The sequence below is a fragment of the Amycolatopsis sp. cmx-4-83 genome (genome assembly GCF_046548815.1).
GTDB lineage: Bacteria > Actinomycetota > Actinomycetes > Mycobacteriales > Pseudonocardiaceae > Amycolatopsis > Amycolatopsis pretoriensis_A.
In genome coordinates, this window is sequence record NZ_JAEBEF010000003.1 from 469,750 (window position 1) to 495,414 (window position 25,665).

Sequence of the window (25,665 nt, forward strand, 5' to 3'; positions counted from 1 at the left end):
CGGTTGCCGGCGCTGGACATCCTCCACCGTCGCCACGCCTGAGTCATCGAGGAGACGCCCGGCCGGTGGTGCCGGTGGCGCAGCACCCGTGGTGCGGGCGGAGAGGTCCTGCGATGCCACGCCCCGCGCCGCAGCCGTGCGCACCGTACCGGGGACAGATCCCCGATCAGCGGCAGCGCCGGGCGGTGGTCGACAGTTCCCCGTCCAGCTGCGGGGCGGTGTTACTGCTCAAGCTTCTGCCCGTCGGCCGGCCTCGGTGCCGAGGTTCGCCAGATTGCGCTGATAGTGCTCGCGGGCAGGGAGGCCGCCGGCTTGAGCGCGGGTCAATGCCGCTTCCCAATGGCGTTTCGCGCGGGGTAGGTCCTCCTCGTCGTGTGCGATGCGGGCGAGGCCGTCGTGAGCTGCGGCTTCGGTCGAGTTGTCACCATCGTCGGCGGTGAGTCTCAGTGATTCGTGGAAGCATTCTGAGGCCAGAGCCGGGGCATCGAGGTCGAGGTGTGTTTGCCCGAGAACCGTGAGCGCGTGACTTTGTATGTCGCGGTTTCTGATGCGGCGGGCGAGGACGAGTGCCGCGCGGGCCCCATCGAGGGCGGCGGTGAAGTTGCGTCGTTGGCGGTGGCTGTCCGCGATGGTGTAGAGGTTGCGGCCCTCGATTTCGGTCGCGCCGATCTCGCGGCTGATCGTCATCGATTTTTCGAGGTTCTGCAGCGCAGCGTCGATGTCTCCAAGGCGGAGCTGGGCGTGGCCGAGATTGTAGAAGGCCACCGCCTTGATGTGCGGGTTGCCCAAAACGGGGTCCTGCGCCAGCACCTTCGTGGCGGCGGAGATGGCGTCGTCGTAGTCGCCGAGAGCGATGTGAGTGGCCGCGAGGTTGATCAGTGCGGCGGCCTTGTCGAATGGCGTTCCGACCTCACCCAGGAGCGTGAGTGCATAACGGAAGCTGGTGCGCGCCTCAAGAAAACGGCCCAGCCGGAAGTGCGCGATCCCGAGGTTGCTGTGCGCGCGACCGGCTCCGCGGTCGTCACCCAGCTCTTGTTCGAGCGCGAGCCCCGCGTGTAGCGCACGCAGCGCTGCGTCCAAGCGACGAGCGGTGATCAGGGACTTGCCGAGGCCTCGGTACAGGTCGGCCTTGACCTCCGGAGAGCCGACCTCGAGGCCCGATTCATAAGCGGCCAGCGCCTCGTCCAAGTAGCCCTGTCGCTGCAGAACCGGCCCGAACAACGACGCCAGCTCGGCGGTCTCTTCCGACAGACCGGACTCGCCGGCCAGGTGAATCAGCTCGGCGATGGTGAGGTGCTCGGTGTCGATCACCGATCGCACGTCGTGTGCGTTGCGCATGTCCGGCAGGGGGTGACGGCTGGGCCCCCTCTCGTCATTCCCCACCGGGTGCGCCACTCGTTCGGCGGTGTGGCCGAGGTCGAGGTAGTACTCCACGACGCGACCGATCGCCTCGGTGCGTTCACCGTCGGAGCACAGCGAGCGGGCGAACTGGCGCAGTAGGTCGTGGAACAGGTACCGGTCGGGAGCCCGGTTCACGAGCAGGTTGACATCGACCAGCTCTTCAAGGGTCTCGCGTGCGTCGGGCAGTGCGACGCCCAAGGCGGCGCCGGCGGCGGGTACACCGAAGTCGCCCCCGGGTAGCAGGCCCAAGCGTCGGAAGGACCGCTGCGTGGAAGCGGAGAGGTTGTCGTAGGAAACGGCGAAGGCTGAGCGGACGCTGCGGTCTTCCGCGGCCAGCTCGGCCAGCCGACGGCTTTCGTCGCGCAGAAGGTCCGCCAGGTGCGAGACCGTCCACCGTGGTCTGCTGCGCAACCGCGAGGCGGCGATCCGGATGGCGAGCGGCAGGTAGCCGCAGAGCGCCACCACGTCGGCGACCGGCCCATCGGCAGGTCGCCTGTTCGCGACCCGGCAGAACAGCTGTTCGGCTTCGCCTGGTGGCAGCACGTCGATCGAGAGTGATGACGCGCTCTCCAGAACGGTGAGCCGACGTCTGCTCGTCACCAGCACCCGCACGCGAGGCGAGGCGGGGAGCAGGGGACGCACCTGCGCGGTGTCGGCTGCGTTGTCCAAGACGACAAGCATCCGCCGCTCGGCCATCACCGAGCGCCACAGGTCCGCGCGGAGGTCCACGCCCTCGGGGATCTTTTCGGGTAGCACGCCGACACCGCGCAGCAGCACGTCGAGTGCCGCGTCCGGCTCCAACGGCCGCCGACCGGGGGTGTGGCCGTGCAAGTCGACGAAAAGCTGCCCATGGGGGAATCGGCTGCGGGTCAGGTGACCGACTCGCACGGCCAGTGTGGTCTTCCCGATACCGGGCATACCGTCGATCGCCGAGATGACCACGGCGGTCTCGGAGGCCTTCTCCACCAGCTCCACGAGATCGCGGACTTCGTCGTGACGGCCGGTGAAGTCCGGGAGGTCGCGCGGCAGGGATCGAGGTTCCGCGGCTGCGGCCACGTGTTGGGTGGCCGGCGTCGTCGCCAGCGCGATGTCGCCGCGCAACACGCGTTCGTGCAGGTCGCGCAACTCCGGGCCGGGGTCGACGCCGAGTTCGTCGGCCAACCGGTCTCGGTGCTGCTCGTAGGCCCGCAGCGCGTCCGCCTGCTTTCCCTCACGGCACAGCGCGCTCATCAGGTGCGCGACGAACGGCTCGCTGGTCGGGTACTCGTCGGTGAGCGCGGACAGTTCACTGGTCAGACCAGTTGTATCGCCGGTGGTCACCCGCAGGTGGATCAGCAGTTCGTGGGCCGCGAGCCGTTGCGCGGCCAAAGATGCCGCAGCAGCTTCGAACTCTCGGCCGTCCAGTCCGGCGAACGCCGTACCCCGCCAAAGGGACAGGCCCGCGCGCACCACATCGATGGCGTCGTCGTTCGCGCCGGCGCGGGCCAGTTCGCAGGCGCGCTTCACCGCGCGGGAGAACCGCAGGACGTCAGCCTGGTCGTCGTCGATGCACAGGCGGTAGTTGCCGGAGTCGGTCATGACAGTGGCACCGGCGCCGCCGAGATCACGCCGAAGCCTGGAGACGGCGTTGCGCACCTGGCTTCGAGCCGTCGCGGGAGGGTCGTCGTCCCAGAGCACGTCGATCACCTGATCGGGTGACACGGTCGTGTTCGCTCGGAGGAGGAGCAACGCCAGCAGCCGTTTTTGGCGATATCCGCTGAGCGTGCGAGACGCGCCATCGACCCTTACCTCGAGAGGTCCGAGTACGTCGATGCTGATCTCGCTCACTCCTGGATTATCCACGCGACCGGGACAAGGCTGCGCGCACACGATGGCAGTCGAGCCCGGGGACCGAAGCCCTCCCCGCTCAGCGTGGCGAACGGCCGCTCGCCATCCCGATATCCACCGTTACCCGCGCGTGGATATCGGACGGATACAGACTTCGGGCAGCCTGGGCGCATGGCTGAACACCTGGATGTCGCAGTCCGGCGCCTGGCCCTCGGCGCCGGGAAACCCAGCCGCGCTACACCGCCGGACGGCACCCACCGCCGAGGGGGCGCTGGGTGCCGGCTCCACCACAACCGATCATGAGGACACGCGGCGCCACCCCGGCGTCACCGACGACCGCCGGGCTGTGCGCGTCGCGCGTTGCCCCGGCGAAGGCGAGCGCTCGGAGGCAGGGGGACGGCTCGTCGATGTAGTTCTGGACGTGCCGGGACCATCGGCCACGAGCGAGGAGTTCGCAGGACAGCCGGATGGGGCGCGGGTCCGGTCGGCGCGATCGCCGAACTGACGGCTGTTCCCGGGCAGCTGGCCGCGACGTCCCGCAGAGCCCCGACGCGGGCTGGTCGTCCGGCGAGGTCGTCCGGACGAGGAGCAACCGACCCGGGGGAGGGTGAGTCAAGCCATGCCACGTGCGGAACGACCGTTGGACCTGGACGGTTCCGCTCTCACGGAGTTCGCCGCCGGCCTGCGGAAACTACGGCAAGCCGCCGGCGGCCTGCCGTACCGCGAACTGGCGAAGCGCGCTCACTTCTCCTCGACGACGTTGTCTGATGCGGCCGGCGGCCGGCGGCTGCCCAGCTTGACGGTCGCACTGGCGTACGTCGCCGCCTGCGACGGCGATCGGGACGAGTGGGAACGCCGCTGGCACGCTGTCGCAGCCGAGCTCGACGACGGCGCTGCCGAACAGGACGACACGCCCACCGCGAACGCGCCGTATGTGGGGCTGGCACCTTACGGTCCCTCGGACGCCGACCGGTTCTTCGGGCGCGAGCGGCTGGTCGGCGACCTGCTCGGCAGGCTGCGGCGTCAGCGCCTCTTGGCCATCTTCGGGCCCTCTGGTTCAGGGAAGTCGTCGATCCTGCGCGCCGGGCTCGTTCCCGAGCTGGTGTCGATGGCCGACGCTGGACCGGTTGTGCTGTTCACACCTGGCCCGCACCCGCTGAAGGAACTGGCGCTGCGGCTCGCCCCGCTGCTGGGTACCACGGCGTCCGTGGTCGAAGCGGAAATCTCGGCTGATCCGCGCGCCGTGTCGTCGCTTTGCGACCAGGTGCTGCTCGACCGGCCCCACCCGGCGGAGGTGGTGATCGTCGTCGACCAGCTCGAGGAGATCTTCACGCTCTGCGCCGACCGGAACGAGCTGGCTGCGTTCCTGGCGCTGCTGCTCGGCGCCACGTCGGCCGGAACGCGATGCCGGGTGGTCCTCGGGGTGCGCGCGGACTTCTACGCGCACTGCGCCCAGCACGAAGCCTTGGTCGCAGCTCTGCAAGACGCCCAGATCACCGTGGGGCCGATGACGGCGGACGAGCTGCGGCGGGTGATCACCCGGCCCGCGACCAGTGCCGGCTGCGCGGTCGAGGCCGACCTGCTCAGCGTGCTGGTCGCGCACACCCACGGACAAGCCGGTGTGCTGCCGCTGCTGTCGCACGCACTGCTGGAGACGTGGCGCCGGCGCAAGGGGAACACCTTGACCCTCGCCGGGTTCCAAGCGGCCGGTGGATTGGACGGCGCGCTCGTCCGGACCGCGGAGACTATTTTCGGCGGACTGACGACGCAGCAGCAGCACCTGGCTGAACGCCTTTTCAAGCGATTGGTCGTCTCCGGAGAGAACACCGAGGATACCCGACGCCGTCTCGCTCGAGATGAAATCGAGGACAACCCCGACACGAACACCGTCATCGGCGTCCTCGGTGGCGCTCGTCTGGTGACCCTTGACCGGGATACAGTCGAGATCACCCACGAAGCCCTCATCGGTGCGTGGCCACGGCTGCAGCGTTGGCTCAACGCTGATCGCGAGGGCCACCGGATCCATCGCGAACTCAGTGACAGCGTCACCGCTTGGGAAATCCACCACCGTGATCCCGCGCTCCTGCTCCGTGGCAACCGGCTGGCCGTCATCGCCGACTGGGCTGCGCGATCCCATGAGCTGACCAGCCGGGAGCACGACTTCCTCGAGATCTGCACCTCTGCCCGAGACCGCCGGGAATCGGCGAGCCGCCGGCGAATCCAGCGCCAGAACGTGTTGATCGTGCTGCTGACCGTTGTCGCGCTGCTGGCCTCCGCCGCGCTGACTTTCGCTGTCGACGCTGAGCGCAGGGCCACAGAGGAACGAAACGCGGCCTTGGCCCTCCGAGCTGCAACCGCCGCCATGGATCTCATCCCCCGTGATCCGAAGCTGGCCGCTCAGCTGGCTCTCGCCGCCCACCGATTGCGGCCATCCCAGGAGACCCGGGAAGCATTGGTCAGCGCGGAGGCAATGGCGCAAGGCAGTAAGCTCCCGCAGGGGAGAGTCACCATCTCGAGTGGTGCCCGCACCTTGGCATTGCTCGACGAGACGTTGCGCGCGACGACGATATACGCCATCGACGGGCGAGGGCATCCGGAGAAGAAGTACACCATCCGGAGCGCTGGTGTGGTAAAGGATGAAAGATTCAGTCCGGATGGGGGGTTTCTCGCTGTCGCAGTACCGGGCGGATCCTTGGAGATCTGGGACCTCGGCAACGAGTCGGGCGAACCGAAGAAGTCGGCGACATTGCCCAGTGCTTCCGTGGTGGGGGACTGGTCGCCGGATGGTCGTTACATGATTACGGGTTTCTTTCCCGAGTCGCCGACCGGTGAAACGGCGTTGAAGGATCACCCGCCCGTGATATGGGACCTGGCGGTCCCGGCGAACCCGGTGCGTGTCCGGGTTTTGGAAGGCGTCGCCGGCCTCGGGGTGAAATTCGCCGGAGATGGGCGGACGATAGCGAACAATCCCGCTTCGGTTCCGGATGTGTCAGATCAATCCGTCGACTTGATGACTCTCGACCATGGGCAACCTCGGGTCATCTCGAGTCTTCGGGGGAATCACAACTGGTCCTTCACGGACTTGGGCTTCCCGCTGGGCGGCCGGCGGGCGGTGCTCACGCAAACCACCGGAGTGGGCAAGTTCGCCTACTCGGTGTGGGACCTGTCGAAGAAGGAGAATCCGGCTGCGTTGGGGAGATTCGTCCTTCCTGATGGATTCGTGCCTGCGCTGGGCATCGTCACGGACCTCAATCCGGATCAAGTGGTCACGACGGATGGCAGCTTCACCTCGGTCTGGAACATCGGGGAAATTGCGAGTCCGAAGTTGATCGCCAGATTCAGGACCGGCGGCGCGAAATCTTCTGATTTTCGCCTGACGGCTGCTCGGGATGGTTTACTCGGGGTCGTCTTCCGGCACGGGAACGAACTCACGCTGGTGCGCTGGCAGTTCGACCCGGCCGACTCGATCGCGCAGTTGTGCGCGGGCGGTGACGAGTTGCCCGCGGAGGTCCGGGCTCACTACTTCCCGGGTGTCTCGTACTCGTCTCCGTGTTGACGACACGGGCGTCCCGGTGCCTGGGACGTGGGTGCCGCGACCCGCAGTGGGTGAAGCCGCCGGGTTCGCACCGGCGATCCGGGCGTGCTTCCCTTGCGCAGTCCTGGCGGTTTCCGTGTTCGAGGAGGAAACAGGAAACTACTCCCCGTGTCAAACTGGGTACGTTGTGCTTCAGGTTATGACGCCGAACCTCGACCTCGATGGTCAGCTGCTGCCCGACGAGAACCGCTGGGGTCCGGGCTACGGCCCCGGGCGGCCCTACCCCGAGCGGACGCTCGCGGAGTTCGCGCGCTACGTCGGCGAGACCCGCCAGCCCGGCTACGGCGACCCGCTGCACGCCACAAGCCCGGGCTACCTGCCCGGCGCGCCGGGCACCCCGGCGCAAGTTCCGCCGGGTTTCGACGCCGTCGGCCACCCGAACCGCCGCTGCGCAGCGGCCGCGGCGGCGGATCCGGAGTTCCCGACCACGGCCGGGGACCGCCCGGTCCAGGTGGGCGCCGGGCTGCAGGAGTACTTCCGGTCGCGGGGCTGGGTGCTCGACCAGCACGGCCGGCCGCTGCACCCGCACCACGCGCAGCTGCTGGCCGACGTCCGGATCGGCCTGCCGGTCGGGCTGGGCTTCGCCTGGTGGCTGGGGGAGACCGCGGTCGTCGACGCCGTGGTCACCGCCGGTGGGGTCGTGTTGCTGACCACCCGCGACACCGACCGTGGCCGGATCCCGTGCCTGACCGGCGGGTACGCGGTCCCGGCCGACGAAGATCGCACGCCCGCGCAGTGGCGTGCCGGCGACCGGACGGTCACCGCGGGCGGGATCGTCACCGCCGCGGCCCGCAAGGTCCGCGAGGAGACCGGCCTGCGGGTGCCGGCGAGCGCGCGGATGCGGATCGTGCGCGCGATCCGGCCGATCAGCAGCCCGCACACCCTGAATGCCTGGACCTGCACCTACACCGTCCACGTCGACCTCGGGCCGGGTGCGCGCCCGGCGCTTCCGGGCGGTACTGGCGGCCGCTGGGTCGGCGTCGACGAGCTGCACGAGGACGTGCTGCACCGGCTCTGGCCCGATCACCGGCGCGGCCTGCTCGCCGCCCTCGCCTGACCACGGGCCCGAATCCGCGGCGAGCCGGACCGCGACGCCGGTCAGCCGTCGGAGGCGGCCGCGGCCGGCGCCTGCCGCTGCCTGATGATCTCGACCGGGCCCTGGGACGATCCGATCGCCCGCTGCGCCACGGTGGCGACGACAGCGTCGGCAGCAACGTCCTCGGTCGGGATGATCATGTCGGCGTGGTCGCACGCGGCCCCGCGCGTCGGGTGCAGGGAGACGTGACGGCCGTCCTCGAGGCCGTCGACGACCAGGACCCAGACGCTCGCGGCGGCGCGGTCGCGCATCATCCGGCAGCGCAGGTCCAGGGCGCCGCCGGGGGTGTAGCCGAGCCGTTCGGCCACGGCGAGGCTGTCGGCCGCCAGCCCGAGCTGGATCAGCCGCCCGGCGATCTCGGTCTCGGACGCCGCCGCCGCGGTGACCAGCTCGGCCAGCGGCCGACCGTCTTTCCAGCCTGCGTCAGGATCTCCTCCCGTGCGTGATGCCGGCGCCGGGAGGTGGTGCGGTCGAGGTTGGCTTCGACGTCGAAGTCCGGGTCGGCAGCGAGCAGGCCCCGCAGCACCACGTCGGCGTCGGCGCGCAGCACGGTGGTCTGCAGGTGCGGCGGAAGCATCTTCTTGCAGCGGGCCTGCAAGGCGCTGACCCGACGTTGCAGGGACACGGCCAGGTCGACGAGGGGGATCCCGGTGCGGAGCCCATCGAGCAGGATCTCGCTGTCGCGGGCCGACCAGTGCGAGCCGGCGCGCTGCGGCGCGGGCTCGGAGCCGGGATCGGCGGCATCGTGGCTTTCGGTGCTCACCCGGTCACGCCAGCCGGGTGCCGGGGAGCAGACATCGTTTCCCCCGGATGAGCGTCGCCCTGCTGAGCGCAACGTGTTGCAGTGGCGGGAAGCCGCGCCCAAAGTGATCTTGGTGGGAGGAACAAATCACGACAGGGAACTCAGAAGGTCACAGACCTGCAGGCCGGCGCGTGGCCGTGACGGCCGTGCTGCCGGCGCTCGCGGCCGGGGGCGGTGACGGGCTGTGCGCGTCGAGCGCAAAACGGTCTTGCGGCCGCCCGTCCGGCCCGCCCAGCGCAGTGACTACGACCTGGAACGCCAGGCCCGGGCGGGGGACGTCGAGGCGTTCGGGGAGCTGGTGCAGCGGTACTGCCCGGCGGTGACCCACATGATCAATTCTCGCGTCGTCGACCCGTTCGAGGTGGAGCGCCGGGTGGTCGAGGTCTTCTGCGCGGCGTGGCGCGACCTGCGGCATCCGCTGTGTCCCCACCGCGGGTTCCTCGGGATACTCAGCCACGCCCTCGCGGGCCGTCGAGGACGCGTCGGATCGCCGCCACTTCCGTTACCGGAGTCGTTTTTCGACGCCGTTGGACAGAAACGACGGAGTTCGCGGCCGTAAATTTCTGACGCGCTCAGCGGTGTAACAGTGGAATCGGCGTTCTCGACGTTCGAAGCGCGTGATGCGTTTCGCTCACCCTCCGGTTGAAAAAGCAGAGCGGAGGAGGACTTTGGTGTCCCCCGGGGGGTTGCTGTGGTGTCTGACGGGTCCGTCTTCGACCTCGGGTGGCTGAGCAGGTCGACCACCGTTCGCGTTGAGCTGGACGTTGTGGCGAACGTTCGGCTGATGACGAAAGCCAATATCGACGCTTACACCAAGAGAATCGCCTATCGCATGATCGGCGGGGTCGCGACCCGGCGGCCCTTCGACGTCAGGGTTCCCGTCGATGGGCATTGGTATGTCGTCGTGGACACGGAAGGTCTGCAGGCGAGCCGATTCCGAGTCGAAGTCACGATCCTCTCGTGAACGCCTGTCCCGTGAAGCACCAGCGTGCTGCCTCGCACCACCGGATTCCGCCGTCTCGGCGAGAACGGCTATTGGTCCGATGATCCGGACGTAGCCTGCCGGCGGCCTCGCCCGGTGGGCGCTCGTATCGCGCGTCGCGACCCCGAGCTGAGTCAGAGCAGCCCGGCGGTGGCGGCGTGCGCGGCGGCCGCCGCTCGCGACGGCACACCGAGCTTGCCGCGGATGTTCGACACGTGGCGGTGCGCGGTGTGGGCGCTGATCCCGAGCCGGCGCGCGATCTCCTGGTCGCTCAACCCTTGCGCGACCAGTCGCAGCACGTCGAGTTCGCGTTCGGAGAGCTCGCGGCGCGGCGAGCCGGCCCGGCGGGCGGGCCGGCCGGCGCCGAGGAACTCCCGCACGGCGCGGACGAGCCCTTCCACGTCCCCGCGCCAAGGCAGGTGATCGGTGCCGTCGAGCGGGACGAAGGTGGCGCCCGGGATGAGGGCGGCGACGTCCCGGCCCAGGGCGAACGGGATCGCGCGGTCGTCCCGGCGGTGCAGGACGAGCGTCGGCACCTCGATCGTGCCCAGCTGGTCTCGGACGTCGAACTCGTATACCGCCGCGAGTGAGCGCGCCGCTGTCTCCGCGGTGAGGCTTGCGCGCTGGAACCGGACGAACTCGTCGCGTTCCGCCGGGGTCGCGGTCGGCAGGAACAGGTCGGCGAGCACCCGGGACCCCACGCCCCAGTGCCGTCCGACGACCGCCAGCAGGGAATCGCGGGCTTCCGCCGTGGCGATCTCGGTGCCGCGGGCGTAGCTGCCGTAGAGGACGAGCCGCTCCACGCGGTCGGGGTGGGCCGCCGCGTAGGCCATCGCGGCGCAGCCGCCGGACGAACCGCCGAACAGGGTCACTTTCTCCCCGGCGGCGTCGACGACGGCGCGCAACGCGGCCACTTCTTCGGCGAGCGAAGTGACCAGCGGCCCGGCGTCGTCGGACATGCCGACGCCGGGCCGGTCGTAGCGGACGAGGGTGAACCGGTCACCGAGCAGGTCGGCGAACCGGCGGAACAACGGGTTCTGCCAGTCCAGTTCGAGGTGCCCGCACCACCAGCCGCCGACGACCAGCGGCGGTCCCGCGCCGAAGGCCGCCCAGGCGAGGGGGCGGTCGTCCGGGCCACTGGTGAACCGCACGACCTGGTCTTGTTCCGGCATTCGTCGAGCGTAGGCCGTTGCCCGGCCGGGCGTGGCCCGTTCCGGCCAGTCCCCGGAATGGCACGAGCGGGTGATGCGGTGGGTGGCCGGCGGCTGGTGTGCTGCAGCGCATCGGCGGTGTGGAGGAGGAACGATGACCGGAGGGGACAGCGTGGGGGCACGGGACGGGCTCCGGGAACGGTTCGGGGCGGCACTGTACGAACCGTTCCTGCGCCGGGGCGAGCGGCTCGGGTTGGCGGGCCGGCGTGGGGAACTGCTGCGGCGCGTGCAGGGCCGGGTGGTCGAGATCGGGGCGGGGACCGGGCTCAACGTCGGGCACTACCCCGCGACGGCGGAGGTCGTGCTGACCGAGCCCGTCCCGGCGATGTACCGGCGACTCGAAAAGCGCGTGGCGGGCCGCGTCGGCATGCGGCCGGTGCCGGCCCCGGCGGACGCGCTGCCGATGGCGGACGCCAGCGTCGACGCGGTCGTGTCGACGCTGGTCCTCTGCACGGTGCCCGACGTCGATCGGGTACTGGTCGAGCTCGCGCGGGTGCTGCGGCCCGGTGGGCGGCTGCTGTTCTGCGAGCACGTGCGAGCCGAGGACCCGAAGCTGGCGCGCAGGCAGACGCGCCTGGCGGGGCCGTGGGCGGCGTTCGCGCAGGGCTGCCGGTGCGATCGTGACACCGTCGCGCTGCTCAAGCAGCGGTTCGACATCGAGGACATGAGCACAGCGCGGTGGCGGGGGATGCCTTCGGTGGTGCACCCGCTGATCATCGGGACGGCGACACCGGCCCGGTGACCACCGTCGCCGGTGGCCGATCGGCCGGCGGCTGTCACCCGAACCGGTGTGGGCTCACGATGCCGTTCGGGGCGCTCACGCAGAATGGTCGCTCGTCCGCGATGACCGGCCCCGGGCGAGTCCTGCCCGGCGGCTCAGCCGACGGCCCGGCCGTGGGTGTCGGCGTGTCCGGGTAGGACGGTGATCGTCCAGTGTTCCAGTCCGCTGGGGTTGGGGTCGTCGTGCGGCGGGGCGAACGAGGACGGCGACACCAGCAGGCGGCGGGTTACGACGACGTCGCGCTGTCCGGACAGCGGCACGGTGAACCGGGTTCCGGGTTGCGTTTCGTCGGGGTTCTCGAACCGCATCCCTTCGCCCGTGAAGGCGAAAGTGCCGCTGTGGGTCCGGACGTGCGGCGCGTCCATCGAGGCAGGCGCGTCGAACGGGTGCGCGACGACTTCCACGTCGGCGGTGACGAGGTGGGACTGGAACGCGCTGACGAACGCGATGCCGTTGAGCCCGAAGCCGCAGATCTCGCCACGGTCGAGGATTGACGTAGGCGAGGAAGAACAGGCCGGGGTGGACCGCGACGGTGCGGTGGACCCGGTGGATCACGGTCATGGACGCACGGTAGCAGGGGCCGGTGCGCGAACTCGCCGCTCGCGCACCAGCTCCGATCCGGTGAAATCGTTGCAGTGCCTCGGGTTGTCGGTGGAGCGGAACGGGTATCCGACGCGGATGGCGACGGCTTTGTCGTAGGCGCAGCCGGGTCAGCGGGCGCCCGGCCTCGACAGAGCCGGGAACGAGGGTGATCGGCTTGGCCGGCTGCTTGATCCGCTGCGGGCGGACCGCGGCTCAGCAGCAGGGCGGAGGACCGTGCTGGCATCACCCTCCGGCCGGCCCTCTCCGGCGAACAGGAGCAGCTTCATCCACCCGGCCGGTCCGGGGAGGGCGGCCAGGAAGCCGGCAATGGCGAGCAGTCCTGGCACGCTCAAGGTGATCAGGCGGTGCTGCACGAGGATGGCGGCGAACTCCCGGGTGGTGGCGCGGGGCCAGTGGCAGAGGGCGGTGGATGCGCCGACGACCTGGTGGAGGTTGCCGGTGACGACGACACACCGGTACCCGCGCCTGCGCTCCTGCCTGAATTCGCGGCTGAAGGCGAGGTTCTGCCCGGTGGTCGTCGATCGGCCGAAGGCTTGCTGCCGGGTACCTCGTTCGAGGATCCGCCGGGTGATCGTGGCACCCGGTGACCGAGTCCCTCCACTCCCGAGCTGGTCGACGGAAAGTGATCGGGACGGTCACTGGTTCGTGGGCCGGTCGTCCCCGGATGGCGCTAGCCGCGCATTTCTCCGCGCGCCGAGAATCAGCCGGTGCCGGAAACCCGAAAAACCACGGCGGCCGGATCGGCCGTCTTCGAAAAGCTGAAGTTCCACGGCGACCCGCTCCCCGACGCCGTGATCGCGGATTTGGTGGCCAGTGGCCAGACCGGAGTGGTCAACGAGGTCCTGGCACAATTCCGGGACAACGACCAGCCCATTCCCGCGAACCTGCCCGAGTCGGTGCGCCGCTACCTCGTCGCCACGGACGTCCCGCCGGAGTGGGCCGACCTCGATCGAGTCGCGGGCGCGTACGAGTTCTTCGTCGACGATGGCGTGCACGTTGCTTCGGTGCTGTCGTTCGGGGCGATGGTGAACTGCTACGCCCAGCCGCGGCCGTCCCGGGTGCTGTCGCTGACCCACCGGCTGAACCAGCCGCACCGGCGGTTGTCGGAAACCTCGCAGTTCGTGCTGAACATGATGGGTCCCGCGCCGTTCGGCTCCGGTGGCGGGTTCGTGCCGGCGATCCAGAAGACGCGGCTCATCCACGCCGCCGTCCGGTACTTCATCACCCGCTCCGGCGAGTGGGACGCGGCGGCGGAGGGAGTGCCGTTGTGCCAGCAGGACATGCTGGGTGCGCTGCTCATCTTTTCGGTCCAGGTCATCGACGGCATGCGCCGGATCGGGATTTCCGTGACCGAACGCGAGGCGGAGGACTACTACCACGTCTGGCGCGTGACGGGTGCGATGCTCGGCATCCCGGCCGAGGCAATGCCGGAGACGCTGGCCGAGGCCCGGGAGCTGAACGCGAAACTGGTCGAGGCGACCTACGGGCCCTCGGCCGAGGGCATCGAGCTGACCCGGAACCTCCTGCGGCTGTACGAGGACATGATCCCGGGCAAGGCGTTCGACGGGGTGGCCGCCGCGGTCGTCCGCCAGGTCGTCACCCCGGAGGTCGCCGACTGGCTCGAGGTGCCGCGCTCGCGGGGCTGGAGCCGGGTGGTCGGTGCCGGGACGCGCTTGATGCGGCTGCTCGAACGGTCGGAAGACCGCAGCCGGACCGCCACCGCGGTGCTCGACAAGGCGGGAACCCTGCTGCTCGGCGGAAGCGTGCGCACACTCACCAACGGTCAGCCGACTACGCTGGACATCCCGGCGGGCTTGCGGGAGAAGTGGCTCGCCGCCGGTGTTTGCCCCGTCCGGCGAGCGCCGTCTTCAGGCGTCGAGCAGGAAGGCCGGTAAGCAGGGAGAACGAACCGTGCGGGCTCGGGGGAAGCCGACGTGGAGCACCCGGCGGGCTCGGCCCGCTCGGACGCCGTCGCGAACGCGTAGTGGCCGCCCCACGGTTGAGCGGCTGCTCGGGTTGACGACTCTGGCCGCTTCGCACGTCCGCCGTCGTTCGGTCAGGTGGCGATGGCGAACAGGCCGGCCAGCCCGAGCACGTACAAGGTGAGCACGACCAGGGAGTCCAGGCCCAGCCGGCCGAGCCGTCGCCGAGGGCGGAAGAGGAGGCCGGCGGCGTAGACGAGGGTGAGGAGCATGGCCAGTGCGGTGAGGTAGATGTCGGTGTTCTGTGCTTGCGGCAGGACGGCTTTGCCGGACAGCAGGGTGGCGGCCAGGAACAACACGGGCAGGAATGCGTTGCCACCGAAGATGTCGCTGATCGCGAGCTGGTAGTCACCGTGCTTGACCGACGCCAGGCCGGTGGAGATTTCGGGCAGTGACGTCGCGGCGGCCAGCACCGTGGCACCGAACAGCACTCCTGACAGCCCGGTGTGGTCGGCGATCGCGTCCCCGCTGCGTTCCAGGAAGACGCCGGCCACCAGGGTGACCAGGGCTGCGGCGGCGAAGATCAGGGCCGACTTGGTGGTGCTCGTGCCTTTTGCGCTGGCCTGCTGCTCGGTGTGGTGGCGTTTGTGCCCGCGCGGGCGGGATTGCCCGTCGGGTGCTTGCCCCGATTCGTGCCACGGCAGCGACCGCCCGGCGCGGCGCAGCAGGAACAGCCCGGCGACCCACAGCACGGCGATGAGCACCGGGCCCGGGGTCAGCCGGAAGGCGATGAGGTTGGCGGGCAGCTGGGTGCCGGCGATGACGACGGCGAGCACGGCGACGACCAGCAGTGCCTCGAGGACCAGGACCAGTGACGCGGCGCGGTAGGTCAGCGGGCGGTCACCCCGTACGCCTGCGATGTCGAGCACGACCAGGACGACGGTCTGGATGGCGATGCCGCCGAGAACGTTGCCGACCGCGACCCCGATGTTGCCCGACAGCGACGCCGTCGCCACGATCGCGATCTCCGGCAGGTTCGTGGCCACCGCCAGCAGGATCAGCCCGCCGAGCGCGGACCCGAGGTGCAGCCGGGTGGAGAGCACGTCGGTCTGGTTCGACAACGAGGTCCCGGCGATCCAGATCGCTGCCCCCGCTCCGGCGAAGATCAGCAAAAGCAACGGCAGCGACAGACTCGACACACAACCTCCTCCGGGACAGCGCCGCGTGGGCAGCGGGCTCGGTTCGGGTTACCCCCGTGGAAGCGTCCTTGCACGTCCCGGCGCGCGCCGGGGTCAGCGCGCGGACGCCCACGGCGCGCCACTGCTCGTGGTGCGGGTGATCCCGAAGCGCTCCGGCTCGGACTCGGTGGTCACGGCCACGAATCCCCAGGCGGCTCGCCGGACCGCGCGGTACGGGCTTGCTCCCGTGGCCGGTTTCGATCCGGTCCGGTGTGGCGCAAGGCCGTCCCCCGGGCGTCGATCGGCGCGGGCTGCCCGGATGGCCCCGCAGCGTTCCGGGCTCCGGCCGGGTCGAGCTCCGTCCGCGCTTGTCGGTACGCGGGACCGTGGCGGCCCGTCACCCGGCCACAACCCGGCTGCAACCGGGGTGCGGTACGCATGCCGGGTGGCGCGCTGCTCCGCGGGCCCGGACGCAAGGGGACTTCGATGAGATCAGCGGTGCTCGTGGTCGGCCTGCTCATGCTCGGACTGGGTACCGCCGCGCCTGCGGGAGCTGTGGTCGCCGGTTGCGGGCCCGCGTCGGTGGCGGTCGCCGACCGGACGCTCTACGAGGGCACGCCGGCTGTGGGGGAGCCCGGCCCGGCCTCCACCACTTTCACGTTCACCGTGTCCGTCACGGCGGCCGCGGGCTGCGCGCCCACCGGCTCGGTCTCCTACCGGACCGCGGACGGCTCACCGGGTGCGAGCAGCCCGGCCGACTACGAGCCCGCCGCGGGAAAGCTGAGCTGGACCGGCGACTCCGGCCCGCGCACCGTCGCCGTCCAGGTCGTCAAGGACGCCGCCGGGGAGCCGAACGAGCCGTTCCTGCTGCGCCTGTCCGATCCGGTCGGCCTGGTCCTGGCCGACGACCTGGCCGCGGGCGGGATCCTGGACGACGACGGCGCCGTCGGGCCCCCGGTCGTGGTCTCCACCGACGGCGGCAAGATCTGCTGGAAGGTCTGCGCGGTGGGGGTGCGCCTCGGCGGCCCCGCCGAGGCGCCGGTGACCGTGCACTACCGGACCCTGCCCGTCGGCACCGGCGAACCGGCGTACGTGCCGGTCAAGGACGCGACGGTGACGATCCCGGCCGGCGCTTCCGCCGGCAGCGCCGTGGTCGAGTTGCTGACCCCCAAGCCCGGCCAGGGCGAGTCCCGGTTCGTGCTGGAGCTGTTCAGCCCGTCGGCCGGCAAGCTCGGCACAGCGCGGTCGGAGGTGACGATCAAGCCCGGCGGTTAGCCACCTCGCGGGCCTCGGCCGTCGCGTTGGCCTGGGTGTACAACGCGGCGGCCGTGGCCCAGTGCCGGCCCGCGTCGGCGGGCCGGCCGAGTCGCGCCGCCAGGTCACCGAGGTCGCGGTGCAGGTGCGCCTGCTCGTAACCGTCGGGCACCGTGGCCCGCACGGCCAGCGCGCGTTCCAGGTGCTCGCGGGCGGCGGCCAGGTCGCCCGTCCCGAGCCGCGCCCGCCCGAGGTGCTCCAACGCGGCCGCCTCGCCGTGCCGGTCGCCGACGTGGCGGCTGAGGTCCAGGGCCTGCCCGAAGTGGTCCGACGCGGCGGTGAAGTCGCTTCGGCTCAGGTGGACCCGGCCGGTGTCGAGCAGCGACTCCCACTCCAGCCAGCGGTCGCCGAGCACGCGGCTCACCGCGAGGGCCTCACCGAGGTGCGCCAAGGCTGTGCGGTGGTCCCCGCGCTGCAGGTGCGCCTCGCCGAGCGTGTCGAGCGTGGCGGCTTCCAGCCGTGCGTTGCCCAGGGTGCGGAACGTCGACAACGCCGCGGTCAGCGGTTCCAAGCTCTCCGCGGCCCGGCCCATCCGGACGTAGGTGTGGCCGAGGTTCCGCTGGGACAGCGCGTGCCCGAGGTCGTTGCCGGCCGCGGCGTTGCGGGCCACCGCCAGCCGGTGGGCGGCGACGGCCTCGTCGAAGCGGCGCAGTTCGGCGTAGGCGTTGGCGGTGTTGTTGTGGATGTGCCCTTCGCCCTGGACGTCCCCGGCGGCTTGCGCCGTCCGCAGCGCGGCCGCGTTGGTCTCCAGCGCCTCCGGCAGCCGCCGGGTCATGAAGTACGCGACGCCTAGCGCCCGCAGCATCTCCGCCTCGGCCAGCGGGTCGCCGAGCCCGGCCGCGGCGGCGGCACCCTCGCGGCAGAGCTCGACGCGGGTGTGCCAGTGCCCGGCCGTGTCGTAGAAGCTGGTCAGCAGGTACGTCAGCTGCCACGCGGCCTCGGCGCGGCCGTGCTCGCGGGCGAACCGCACGACAGGCAGCAGGTTGTCGCGCTCGGCGGTGAGGAAGGTCAGCGCGGCGTGCCGGTCGGCGCCGACCGGGACCTCGGGCGCGGCGAACCGCGGGACCGGCGTGACCAGGTCGCGGTTCGGGTCGATGGCCCGGTTCGCCGCCGCCGCGGCCACCAGGTACCAGTCGACGAGCCGGTCGGCGACCTCCGCACGGGCGGCCGGGGGCTCGTCGGCCCGCGCGCACTGCCGCGCGAACTCCCGGATCAGGTCGTGGAACCGGAACCGGCCCGCGCCGGCGGCCGCGACGAGGTGCGCGGCGGCGAGCCCGGCCGCGGCGTGGTCGCCGTCGGTGCCCGCCACCGCGCAGAGCGCGGCGCCGAGTGCGGCGCTGAACGTGGCCCCCGGGCCGAGGGCGGCCCGGCGGAAGAACCTGGCCTGCGCGACGGCCAAGGGACGGTAGGCCGTCGCGAGCACCGCCCGGACCGTGCGGGAATCCCCCTCCACCGCGAGGGTTTCCAGCCGACCGGTCCCGGCCAGCTCAGCGGCGAGCTCGGCGATCGGCCGTTCCGGCGCGCCCACCAGCCGGGCGGCCGCGATGCGCAGCGCCAGCGGCATCCCGCCGCACAGCCGCGCCACCCGTGCGGCCGGTCCCCGCTCGCGCCGCACCCGCTCGCCGCCCAGCACCCGGTCCAGCAACGCGACGGACTCGGCGTGCCCGAAGGCGTCCAGGGCGATCGGGCGCACGGCGTGGCGGGTGCCCAGCGCGGCTAGGTGCTGCCGGCTGGTGACGACCAGCAGGGCCGAACCGGTACCCGGGATCAGCGGCAGGACGTCCTCGATGCCGGCCACGTTGTCCACCACGACCAGGCACCGGCGTCCGTGCAGCAGCGATCGGTACAGCGCGGAGCGCCCGGCCTGATCGCCCGGGATGTTCTCTTCGGGCACGTCGAGGCCGCGCAGCAGGTGCGTCAGCGCCAGGGCGCCGGGTAGCGGCTCGTCCGGATCCTCGCCGCGCAGGTCGAGGAACAGCCGGCCGTCCGGGAAGCGGGCCGCGACCCGGTGCGCCCAGTGCAGCGCCAGCGCGGTCTTGCCCATACCCGCCGCGCCGGAGAGCACCACCACCGGCCGTTCGGGCTCGTCGAGCACGGCGTCGAGAGCCGCGAGCTCGGCTTCGCGTCCGGTGAAGTGCCCGACGCCCGCGGGTAGCTGCGAGGGCCCGGTCGCGACCGGGCGCAGATCGAGGCCGGGGTCCCGCCGCAGGATCGCCGTGTGGCGGGCCAGCAGTTCGGGGCCGGGGTCGACGCCGAGCTCGTCGGCGAGCCGCCGCCGCAGCCGCTGGAAGGCGTCGAGCGCGTCGGTGTGCCGCCCGCAGCGGTACAGCGCGAGCATGTGCAGCCCGGTCAGCCGTTCCCGGGTCGGCGCGGCGGCGAGCACCCGGGGCAGCTCGTGGACGGCCTGTTCGTGGTGCCCCAGCCGCAGTTCGGCGTCCCAGAGGTCTTCCACCGCGCCCAGCCGCAGTTCGTGCAGCCGGTCCACCTCGCGCCGGCCCCAGCCGGACGGCTCCGCGTCGGCGAAGGCGTCCCCGCGCCAGAGGGTGACCGCGGCGCGCAGGGTGGTGGCCGCCCGCTCGACGGCGCCGGCCGCGAGGTCCGCCGCGCCCGCGCGGAGCTGCTGCTCGAAGCGGTGCGCGTCGACCGCCACCGGCGGGACGGTCAGCAGGTAACCCGGCTCCCGGGTGACCAGGACGGCCGGGAACCCGCAGCTTTCCAGCGCCTGGCGCAGCCGGGCGACATGGCTGTGCAGGGTCTTGACCGCGGTGCGCGGCGGGTCTTCGCCCCACAGGACGTCGATCAGCCGCGGAATCGGCAGCACCGTGCCGGCGTGCAGCGCCAGCACTCCGAGCACGACTCGCTGCCGCGTCCCGTGCAGGGTCGCGGGCCCGGCCGGCCCCACCGCTTCGACCGGCCCCAGCACGCGCAGCTCCCCGGGTTGGGACACCCCCCGCTCCTTCCCGCGCGGCACCACCGCTCAGCGAGCGTAACCAGCGCGAAGGAGGTGCGAAAACAGCCAACCAGCTGATCCGCGGGGCATCGACAACCGCTTCACAACCGGCTGCGGTGACGCTCGGTTCCCGTCCCTGTTCCGACTCGAGTGAGGGAAGACCGGATGAGCACCAGATCGCGGCCCCGGCGCCGCAGACCGTTCACCGCCGCGCTCGCGTTCGCCGCCGCGGCCGCGTTCCTGCCCGTGGTCCCCGCGGCAGCGGCCCCAGCCGTCGCACCGCCGCCCACGTCGCCGTGCGGGCCGCTCGACGTCGCGTTCGTCATCGACGACACCGGCAGCATGGGCCCGGCGCTGACCACCATCAAGAACGAGCTGGGCAGCATCGCCGCGGCCGTGCAGGCCAACTCCGGCAACGACTACCAGCTCGGCCTCGTCACGTTCAAGGACGACGTGACGGTCCGGACCGACCTCGCGCCGCTCAACCTGGCCACGGTCACCCCGCAGATCAACGCGCTGACCGCGTCGGGCGGCGGCGGTGAGCCCGAAGCGTCCGACGAGGCGGTCAACACCGCTGTCAACAACCTGCCCGCCACCGGGCGCCCGCAGACCGGCAACTTCTCCGGGACCTGGCGCAGCAACGCCACGAAGATGGTCATCCTGGTGACCGACGCCCACCCGGGCGGCTTCGACGACACCTTCACCGCGGCCGACCAGGCCAACGCCCACTCGCGGGCGGTGCAGGCGGCGACGAAGGGCATCAAGGTCTCGGCGGTCTACGTCCAGACGAACACGCTGCCCGGCATCTCGACGATCATGCAGGACTACGCCACCACCACCGGCGGCACGTACGCGGCGACGCCGGCCAGCGGCGCGGGTGCGGGCGCGGCGATCCTCGACGCGCTCAAGAACTGCCGCAAGACCGACGTGTTCATCAAGGACGCGCCGGCCGACACCGGGGTCGCGCCGCACGGCCTGAACCCGATCTGGACGAGCCCGGACATCAAGGTGTGCACGTCGCTGCCGCCGTGCTCGGGCACCAACCCGGTCGTCGGCGGGACGAACTACGTGGTCGTCACGCTGAACGCCCCGGGCCCGGGCGGGTCCGGCCCGTCGACCGGCCACGTCGAGGTGTCCTACACCGCGCAGGGCGGCGCGGCGCTGTGGCCGGTGGACTGGACCTCGATCGGCTCCTCGGCGACGGTGACCGTGCCGGCCGGCTCCACCCAGGTGGCGATCCCGTGGACCGCGGTGCCCGGGCCGGGCCACTTCTGCCTGCTCGCCCGGTGGATCTCGGCGACCGACCCGATGACCTACCCCGAGCTGACCGGCTCCAACACGCTGGTCAACACGCGGAACAACAACAACATCGCGTGGCGCAACGTGGACACGATCAAGCTGAAGCCCGGCACCCCGGTGACGCACCCGTTCACCCTCGGCAACCCGGTCGCGGACCGGGCCACCACCACCGACCTGCTCTTCACCCAGCCCGGCAAGCCGTTCGCGGGCGGCCCCGGCACGGTGGTCGTCGACCTGGGCAAGGTGCTGGCCGAGCGCTGGCGCCAAGGCGGCCAGAAGGGCGTTGGCGTGCGTCCGGTGGGGGAGACGCAGGTCGCGATCACGGGCGGGCAGCAGGCGGTCCTGCAGGGCCTGGTGATCCAGCCGAAGGAACGGCTGGAGACGGCGGTGACGTTCACCGCGACGGACGCGGCGGCGGGGACCGACTTCGTCTTCCGCGTCTCCCAGTCCAGCGGCGAAGACGACCTCGGCGGCGTCGAGTTCCAGCTGTCGACCGAGCGGTAACCCTCTCGGGCGGCCACCTCGATCCGGTCGAGGTGGCCGCCCATCGGTCGTGGCGCGGGTACCGGAGGCCGACGGGCCGCCGTGGTGCGCGAACCCGCTTGTGAGCTCTGGGTCTCGCTGAGCCTCGCCAGGTTTCCCGTGGAATCTCGTCCGGCCGCGTGCCGAACGTGCCCGAGGAGAACGGTCAGCCGGCGTCGGCCGAGCGGGAGGTCGACTCCCAGTCGGCCCAGACCTTTTGGCGTCCGGCGTAGATGTTCTGGGCGAGGTCGTAGGCGGTGCTGGACAGCAGCAGGCGCAGGGGCGGCTGCTCGGCGTCGACGGCCGCCAGTACCGCCGCGATGGTGGCCTCGGGGCCGGGGGACCGGGCTGCGCCGCGGCGGGCGGCCATGGCGGCACGGATTGGCTGGTACGCGGGGTGGGGGTCGGAGCGGACCGCCGAAGCGGTGCCCCAGTCGGTGGCGTAACCACCCGGCTCGATGATCGTGACCTCGATGCCGAACGGGGCGACTTCCTGTGACAGCGCCTCGGAAAAGCCTTCGAGGGCCCACTTGGAGGCGTGGTAGATGCCGAGGCTGGGGAACGCGCCGACGCCGCCGATGCTGGAGACCTGGACGATGTGCCCGGCTCCCTGCTCGCGCAGGAGCGGGATGGCGGCCTGGGTGACCCACAGGGCACCGAAGACGTTGGTCTCGATCTGCGCGCGGGCTTCCTGTTCGGTGATCTCCTCGACGAAGCCGAAGTGGCCGTAGCCGGCGTTGTTGACCACGACGTCGATGCGGCCGAAGTGGTCGTGGGCCTGCTTGACGGCGGCGAACGCGGCATCCCGGTCGGTCACGTCGAGCGCGAGCGGCAGCAGGGCGTCGCCGAAGGCTTCGACGAGGTCGTTGAGCGTGTCGGTGGCACGCGCGGTCGCGGCGACCTTGTCACCGCGCTCGAGGGCGGCTTTGGCCCAACTGCGCCCGAAGCCGCGGGAAGTGCCCGTGATGAACCAGGTCTTGGGCATGGGTGTGTGCCTCCATGGCTGGACGAACTCTTGGTGTCACCGTACGCCCAAGTTGGCACTCGGTGTCAAGAACGGCGTGTGATGCTAGCCTGGCCGGGTGGAACCACCGTCCCTGCGGGAGCGCACGCGTCTGGCTGTGCGCCAGCAGCTGCTCGATGCCGCGCTCGCGTTGTTCGTGAAGCACGGGTACGAGGAGACGACGGTGGACGAGATCGCCGCGGCGGCGGGCATGTCCAAGCGCAGCTTCTTCCGCTACTTCGGCAGCAAGGAAGACGTCATCCTGGGCAAGCACGAGCGTCTCGGCGACCAGTTCGTCGAAGCTCTCGAGGCGCGGCCGCCGGACGAGCCGTTGTGGACGTCGCTGCGGCGGATGTTCGACGACGTCGTCGACTACATGACCGACCCGGTGCAGGCGGCCGCTGCGGGGGAGCTGCAGCGGGTCATCAACGGTTCCGCGTCCCTGCGTGCGGCTTACCTGGACCGGATGCTCGGCAACCAGTCCCGGATCGCGGACGCCGCCCGGGCCCGGTCTCACAAGGCCGGCAAGCCGTGGGAGGACGCCGACCCGGCTCCGCTGGCGCTGGTCGGGTCGGCGTTCGCCTGCCTGACCGCGGCGCACGCTTCGGTCGCGGCGAGTGGTGGGCCATTGCACGAAGCGCTCGATCAGGCGATGGCCGCGGTCGGCTCACTCGCCTGAAGCGAACATCAAAGCGGCTGAGGCTGGTGAATGAGCGACGCCGGCAGCGTGGCGTTGATGCCGCAGGGCCGGCTCGGTGCTGCGAGAGCTGACGCCGGAGCGGAGCCGCAGGCTGCTGTCGCGCTCGTGTGTTGTCGCGGACGACGTCAGTGACGACGTAGTTCTGGCGGCTTCGGGACGGGCGTCGCGGGCACCCCGCCGGGGCGGCGGCCTCGCGGGTGGACGACCGCGGTTCACCAGGCCGAAGCGCCGGCTCACGGCTCGATCTCAGCGAAAGGCCTCGACATCGAGCCCATCGAGCGGGGAGCGGGCCCGGAAATCGTGCCGGACGAAACCGGTCGGGCAAAGCGTCGTGGGTGCGGCGCCAGCGGTCCTGGCCGCCGCGTGTGCAGGGTTGTCGTGACTGGACCGGAAGCCATGCAGGCGTGGCGGCTCCCGCTCAGGGCCGGAGCCAGCGGTCGAACCAGGCGCGGGTGCGGTGCAGGACGTCGAGTTGGTGGTTGCGTTCCCGGATCGAGTGGCCCTCTCGGGGGTAGACCACGAATTCGTGCTCGGCGCCGAAGTGGCGCAGTGCCCGGTGGAAGTACACGGCCTGGCCGAGCGGGACGTTGGTGTCCTCGGCACCGTGCAGGATCAGCACCGGAGTGCGGATGCGGCCGGCGAAGGAGACCGGGCTGACCGCGTCGTGCGGGTGCGGGCCGATCCCGTCCCACCCGATGCTGCCGCTGAGTGCGCCGTCGAGCTGGCCGTATTCCCCGGTCGCGGCGAGCATTCCCCAGTCGGTGATACCCGCGTCGACCAGCGCGGCGCGAAACCGGTCGGTTTGCCCGACCGCCCAGGCGGCCATGAATCCGCCGTGGCTCCCGCCGGCGATACCCAGCCGGTCGGGGTCGGCGATGCCCTCGGCGATGAGCAGGTCGATGCCGGTCAGGATGTCGGTCCACTCCTCCCGGCCGACCCGGCCCACGACGCCGGCCGCGAACTCGTGACCGTGGCCCTGGCCGCCGCGCGGGTTGGGCAGGAACACCGCGTACCCGGCGGTGGCCAGCCACTGTGCCCGCGCACTGGGGAACGAGAACAGCTGGAGGCGATCGGCGTACCGGTCGTAGGGGCCTCCGTGCACGCTCGTGACGAGCGGGAACGGACCGTCCGAGGCGGATTTCCCGGCCGGCAGCACGAGCAGACCGTCCAGCTCGAGGCCGTCGGCGGCTCGGTAGGCCAGCGGTCGCTGGGTGCCGAAGGTGATGGTGTCCAGTTCGGGGCGGGTGTCCGTGATCTTGCGCAGCGGCCCGGTCGGTGGCCCGAGGTGAACATCCGTGGGTTGGTGACGGCTGCCGGTCAAGACCGCGATCGTCTTGCCCGCGGGGGTGGTGGTGAGGGCGTCGAGGTGGCCGGGGTGCCGCGACAGTGGTGTGGGGCCGCCTGGGTCGAGCCGGGCCAGGGTCGTGTTCAGGCCGTCGGCGAACACCACCAGCGGGGCGGCGTCGGTCTGGCACAGTTCGGCGGGGCACATCGGCAGGCCGGCGGTGCGGTTGCGGCGGACCCGGCTGCTCACGGCCAGGTCGAACACGGCGGTGCCGGCGTGGAGGTCCGGTGGGGTGAGGGCGAGGTAGCCGAGGTGCCAACCGTCTTCGGCCGGCCACCAGGCCAGGGATTGCGCCTCGACCTCGACCGGTCCGAGGTCTTCCGCGGTCCCCGTTGCGGGGTCGAACAGGTGCAGCCGGCCGGTGCGGGGACCGTAGTCCTTGTCGGCGCTGTCCTGGGTGAGCACGGCGAGCGGGCCACCGTCGGGTCGTTGCCGCAGTTCCACGACGTGCCGGTCGCCGAACACGCTCGGGGTGGTGACCTGGCCGGTGCGCAGGTCGAGCAGGCGCAGCCGGGAACGCGGTTCGCGTTCGCCGACCACAATGGCGTCGTCACGGTCCCGGGCGCGGCGCGCGTCCTGCTCGGTGGGCTCGTCGTCGGCGAGCAGCGCGACCAGCTCGAGATCGGCGAGCGGCAGGTGGTCGACGATGCCGGCGCGCCAGCCGGTCAAGTCGATCACCACGCCGTCGGCGGGGGTGAGCCGGTGCAGCTGCGGAGTACCACGCTCGGCGAGGTCGGACAGGAAGTACAACGCGCGCGAGTCCGCGGACCAACGGGGCCGGGACTCCGTCGCGGTGTCGGCGGTCACCCGGCTCCACACACCGTCGCCGTCGATGTCGGCCAGCCAGAGTGCGGTGTCGAGGTGGTCACCGACCCTGCTGATGGGGGCGAGGACGTAGCAGAGCAGATGGCCGTTCGGAGCGAGCGCCGGGGTCTGCGGGACGCGACCCTCGACCACCACTTCAGCAGTCAAACCCGTCATGTGATCAGTGTGCCGAAGTCACCAGCGCCCCACCGGGACGAGAGACCGGTCTCGAGGGGCCGGCGAGCCGGGCGGGCGGAGCGGTGCCGGCAAGGTTCTTCCGACCGTCGCCGCGCACGACTTCGGCCGAGTCCGGTGCTGGTCGGCTGCTGG

General features: G+C 71.3%; 19 protein-coding genes. 10 read left to right on the forward strand and 9 right to left on the reverse strand.

Features of this window, described 5'->3' with window-relative positions; all coding sequences use genetic code 11:
- Positions 1-228: 228 nt before the first annotated feature.
- Positions 229-3,228, reverse strand: coding sequence for an AfsR/SARP family transcriptional regulator (locus ACLJQM_RS11665; RefSeq protein ID WP_410631192.1), 3,000 nt, complete (start codon positions 3,226-3,228; stop codon positions 229-231).
- A gap of 640 nt (positions 3,229-3,868) precedes the next feature.
- Between ACLJQM_RS11665 and ACLJQM_RS11670 the strand changes: the two genes are divergently transcribed.
- Positions 3,869-6,784, forward strand: a complete 2,916-nt coding sequence (locus tag ACLJQM_RS11670) for a helix-turn-helix domain-containing protein (protein ID WP_410631193.1) — start codon at positions 3,869-3,871, stop codon at positions 6,782-6,784.
- Between the two features lie 178 nt (positions 6,785-6,962).
- Complete coding sequence (locus tag ACLJQM_RS11675; RefSeq protein ID WP_410631194.1) at positions 6,963-7,880, forward strand: NUDIX hydrolase; 918 nt, start codon at positions 6,963-6,965, stop codon at positions 7,878-7,880.
- Positions 7,881-7,921: 41 nt separating this feature from the next.
- On the opposite strand, the gene ACLJQM_RS11680 is transcribed toward ACLJQM_RS11675, so the two are convergent.
- Together ACLJQM_RS11680 and ACLJQM_RS11685 are read right to left on the reverse strand one after the other, a co-directional pair.
- Positions 7,922-8,227, reverse strand: a complete 306-nt coding sequence (locus ACLJQM_RS11680) for a hypothetical protein (protein ID WP_410631195.1) — start codon at positions 8,225-8,227, stop codon at positions 7,922-7,924.
- A 32-nt stretch (positions 8,228-8,259) separates the two neighbouring features.
- Entirely contained in the window at positions 8,260-8,682 is a 423-nt protein-coding gene (locus ACLJQM_RS11685) for a hypothetical protein (protein WP_410631196.1), read from the reverse strand.
- A gap of 223 nt (positions 8,683-8,905) precedes the next feature.
- Here ACLJQM_RS11685 and ACLJQM_RS11690 point away from each other — a divergent pair, with 223 nt between their 5' ends.
- Together ACLJQM_RS11690 and ACLJQM_RS11695 are read left to right on the forward strand one after the other, a co-directional pair.
- Entirely contained in the window at positions 8,906-9,280 is a 375-nt protein-coding gene (locus ACLJQM_RS11690; protein ID WP_410631197.1) for an RNA polymerase sigma factor, read from the forward strand.
- Between the two features lie 135 nt (positions 9,281-9,415).
- Positions 9,416-9,685, forward strand: a complete 270-nt coding sequence (locus ACLJQM_RS11695) for a DUF1883 domain-containing protein (protein ID WP_410631198.1) — start codon at positions 9,416-9,418, stop codon at positions 9,683-9,685.
- Between the two features lie 152 nt (positions 9,686-9,837).
- Here ACLJQM_RS11695 and ACLJQM_RS11700 read toward each other — a convergent pair whose 3' ends face one another.
- Positions 9,838-10,875: an alpha/beta fold hydrolase gene (locus tag ACLJQM_RS11700; protein ID WP_360778266.1), complete on the reverse strand. Its 1,038-nt coding sequence runs from the start codon at positions 10,873-10,875 to the stop codon at positions 9,838-9,840.
- A 133-nt stretch (positions 10,876-11,008) separates the two neighbouring features.
- Between ACLJQM_RS11700 and ACLJQM_RS11705 the strand changes: the two genes are divergently transcribed.
- A complete protein-coding gene (locus tag ACLJQM_RS11705) occupies positions 11,009-11,656 on the forward strand; it encodes a class I SAM-dependent methyltransferase (RefSeq protein ID WP_410631199.1) in 648 nt (215 codons plus the stop codon).
- 134 nt (positions 11,657-11,790) lie between these two features.
- On the opposite strand, the gene ACLJQM_RS11710 is transcribed toward ACLJQM_RS11705, so the two are convergent.
- Entirely contained in the window at positions 11,791-12,060 is a 270-nt protein-coding gene (locus ACLJQM_RS11710) for a hypothetical protein (RefSeq protein ID WP_410631200.1), read from the reverse strand.
- Between the two features lie 582 nt (positions 12,061-12,642).
- On the opposite strand from ACLJQM_RS11710, the gene ACLJQM_RS11715 reads away from it, so the two are divergent.
- Together ACLJQM_RS11715 and ACLJQM_RS11720 are read left to right on the forward strand one after the other, a co-directional pair.
- Positions 12,643-12,885: a hypothetical protein gene (locus tag ACLJQM_RS11715; protein WP_360778258.1), complete on the forward strand. Its 243-nt coding sequence runs from the start codon at positions 12,643-12,645 to the stop codon at positions 12,883-12,885.
- A 120-nt stretch (positions 12,886-13,005) separates the two neighbouring features.
- Entirely contained in the window at positions 13,006-14,193 is a 1,188-nt protein-coding gene (locus ACLJQM_RS11720) for an oxygenase MpaB family protein (protein WP_410631201.1), read from the forward strand.
- Positions 14,194-14,354: 161 nt separating this feature from the next.
- Here ACLJQM_RS11720 and ACLJQM_RS11725 read toward each other — a convergent pair whose 3' ends face one another.
- Entirely contained in the window at positions 14,355-15,419 is a 1,065-nt protein-coding gene (locus ACLJQM_RS11725; protein ID WP_410631202.1) for a sodium:calcium antiporter, read from the reverse strand.
- Positions 15,420-15,884: 465 nt separating this feature from the next.
- Here ACLJQM_RS11725 and ACLJQM_RS11730 point away from each other — a divergent pair, with 465 nt between their 5' ends.
- On the forward strand, positions 15,885-16,673 hold the full coding sequence (locus ACLJQM_RS11730; protein WP_360778249.1) for a Calx-beta domain-containing protein: 789 nt from the start codon (positions 15,885-15,887) through the stop codon (positions 16,671-16,673).
- Here the strand turns inward: ACLJQM_RS11730 and ACLJQM_RS11735 are convergent.
- The gene (locus ACLJQM_RS11735) at positions 16,657-19,635 is read right to left on the reverse strand and encodes a BTAD domain-containing putative transcriptional regulator (protein ID WP_410631374.1); all 2,979 of its coding nucleotides are present in this window, start codon (positions 19,633-19,635) and stop codon (positions 16,657-16,659) included. The two genes, ACLJQM_RS11730 and ACLJQM_RS11735, sit on opposite strands and share 17 nt — an antisense overlap.
- A gap of 192 nt (positions 19,636-19,827) precedes the next feature.
- Between ACLJQM_RS11735 and ACLJQM_RS11740 the strand changes: the two genes are divergently transcribed.
- Positions 19,828-21,465, forward strand: coding sequence for a vWA domain-containing protein (locus ACLJQM_RS11740; RefSeq protein WP_410631203.1), 1,638 nt, complete (start codon positions 19,828-19,830; stop codon positions 21,463-21,465).
- Positions 21,466-21,649: 184 nt separating this feature from the next.
- Here ACLJQM_RS11740 and ACLJQM_RS11745 read toward each other — a convergent pair whose 3' ends face one another.
- Positions 21,650-22,468 carry an SDR family oxidoreductase gene (locus tag ACLJQM_RS11745; RefSeq protein WP_410631204.1) on the reverse strand — a complete coding sequence of 273 codons (819 nt, stop codon included), beginning with the start codon at positions 22,466-22,468 and terminating at the stop codon, positions 21,650-21,652.
- 97 nt (positions 22,469-22,565) lie between these two features.
- Between ACLJQM_RS11745 and ACLJQM_RS11750 the strand changes: the two genes are divergently transcribed.
- A complete protein-coding gene (locus tag ACLJQM_RS11750) occupies positions 22,566-23,165 on the forward strand; it encodes a TetR/AcrR family transcriptional regulator (protein ID WP_410631205.1) in 600 nt (199 codons plus the stop codon).
- Positions 23,166-23,604: 439 nt separating this feature from the next.
- Here ACLJQM_RS11750 and ACLJQM_RS11755 read toward each other — a convergent pair whose 3' ends face one another.
- Positions 23,605-25,512 carry a S9 family peptidase gene (locus tag ACLJQM_RS11755; RefSeq protein WP_410631206.1) on the reverse strand — a complete coding sequence of 636 codons (1,908 nt, stop codon included), beginning with the start codon at positions 25,510-25,512 and terminating at the stop codon, positions 23,605-23,607.
- Between the last annotated feature and the right edge of the window lie 153 nt (positions 25,513-25,665).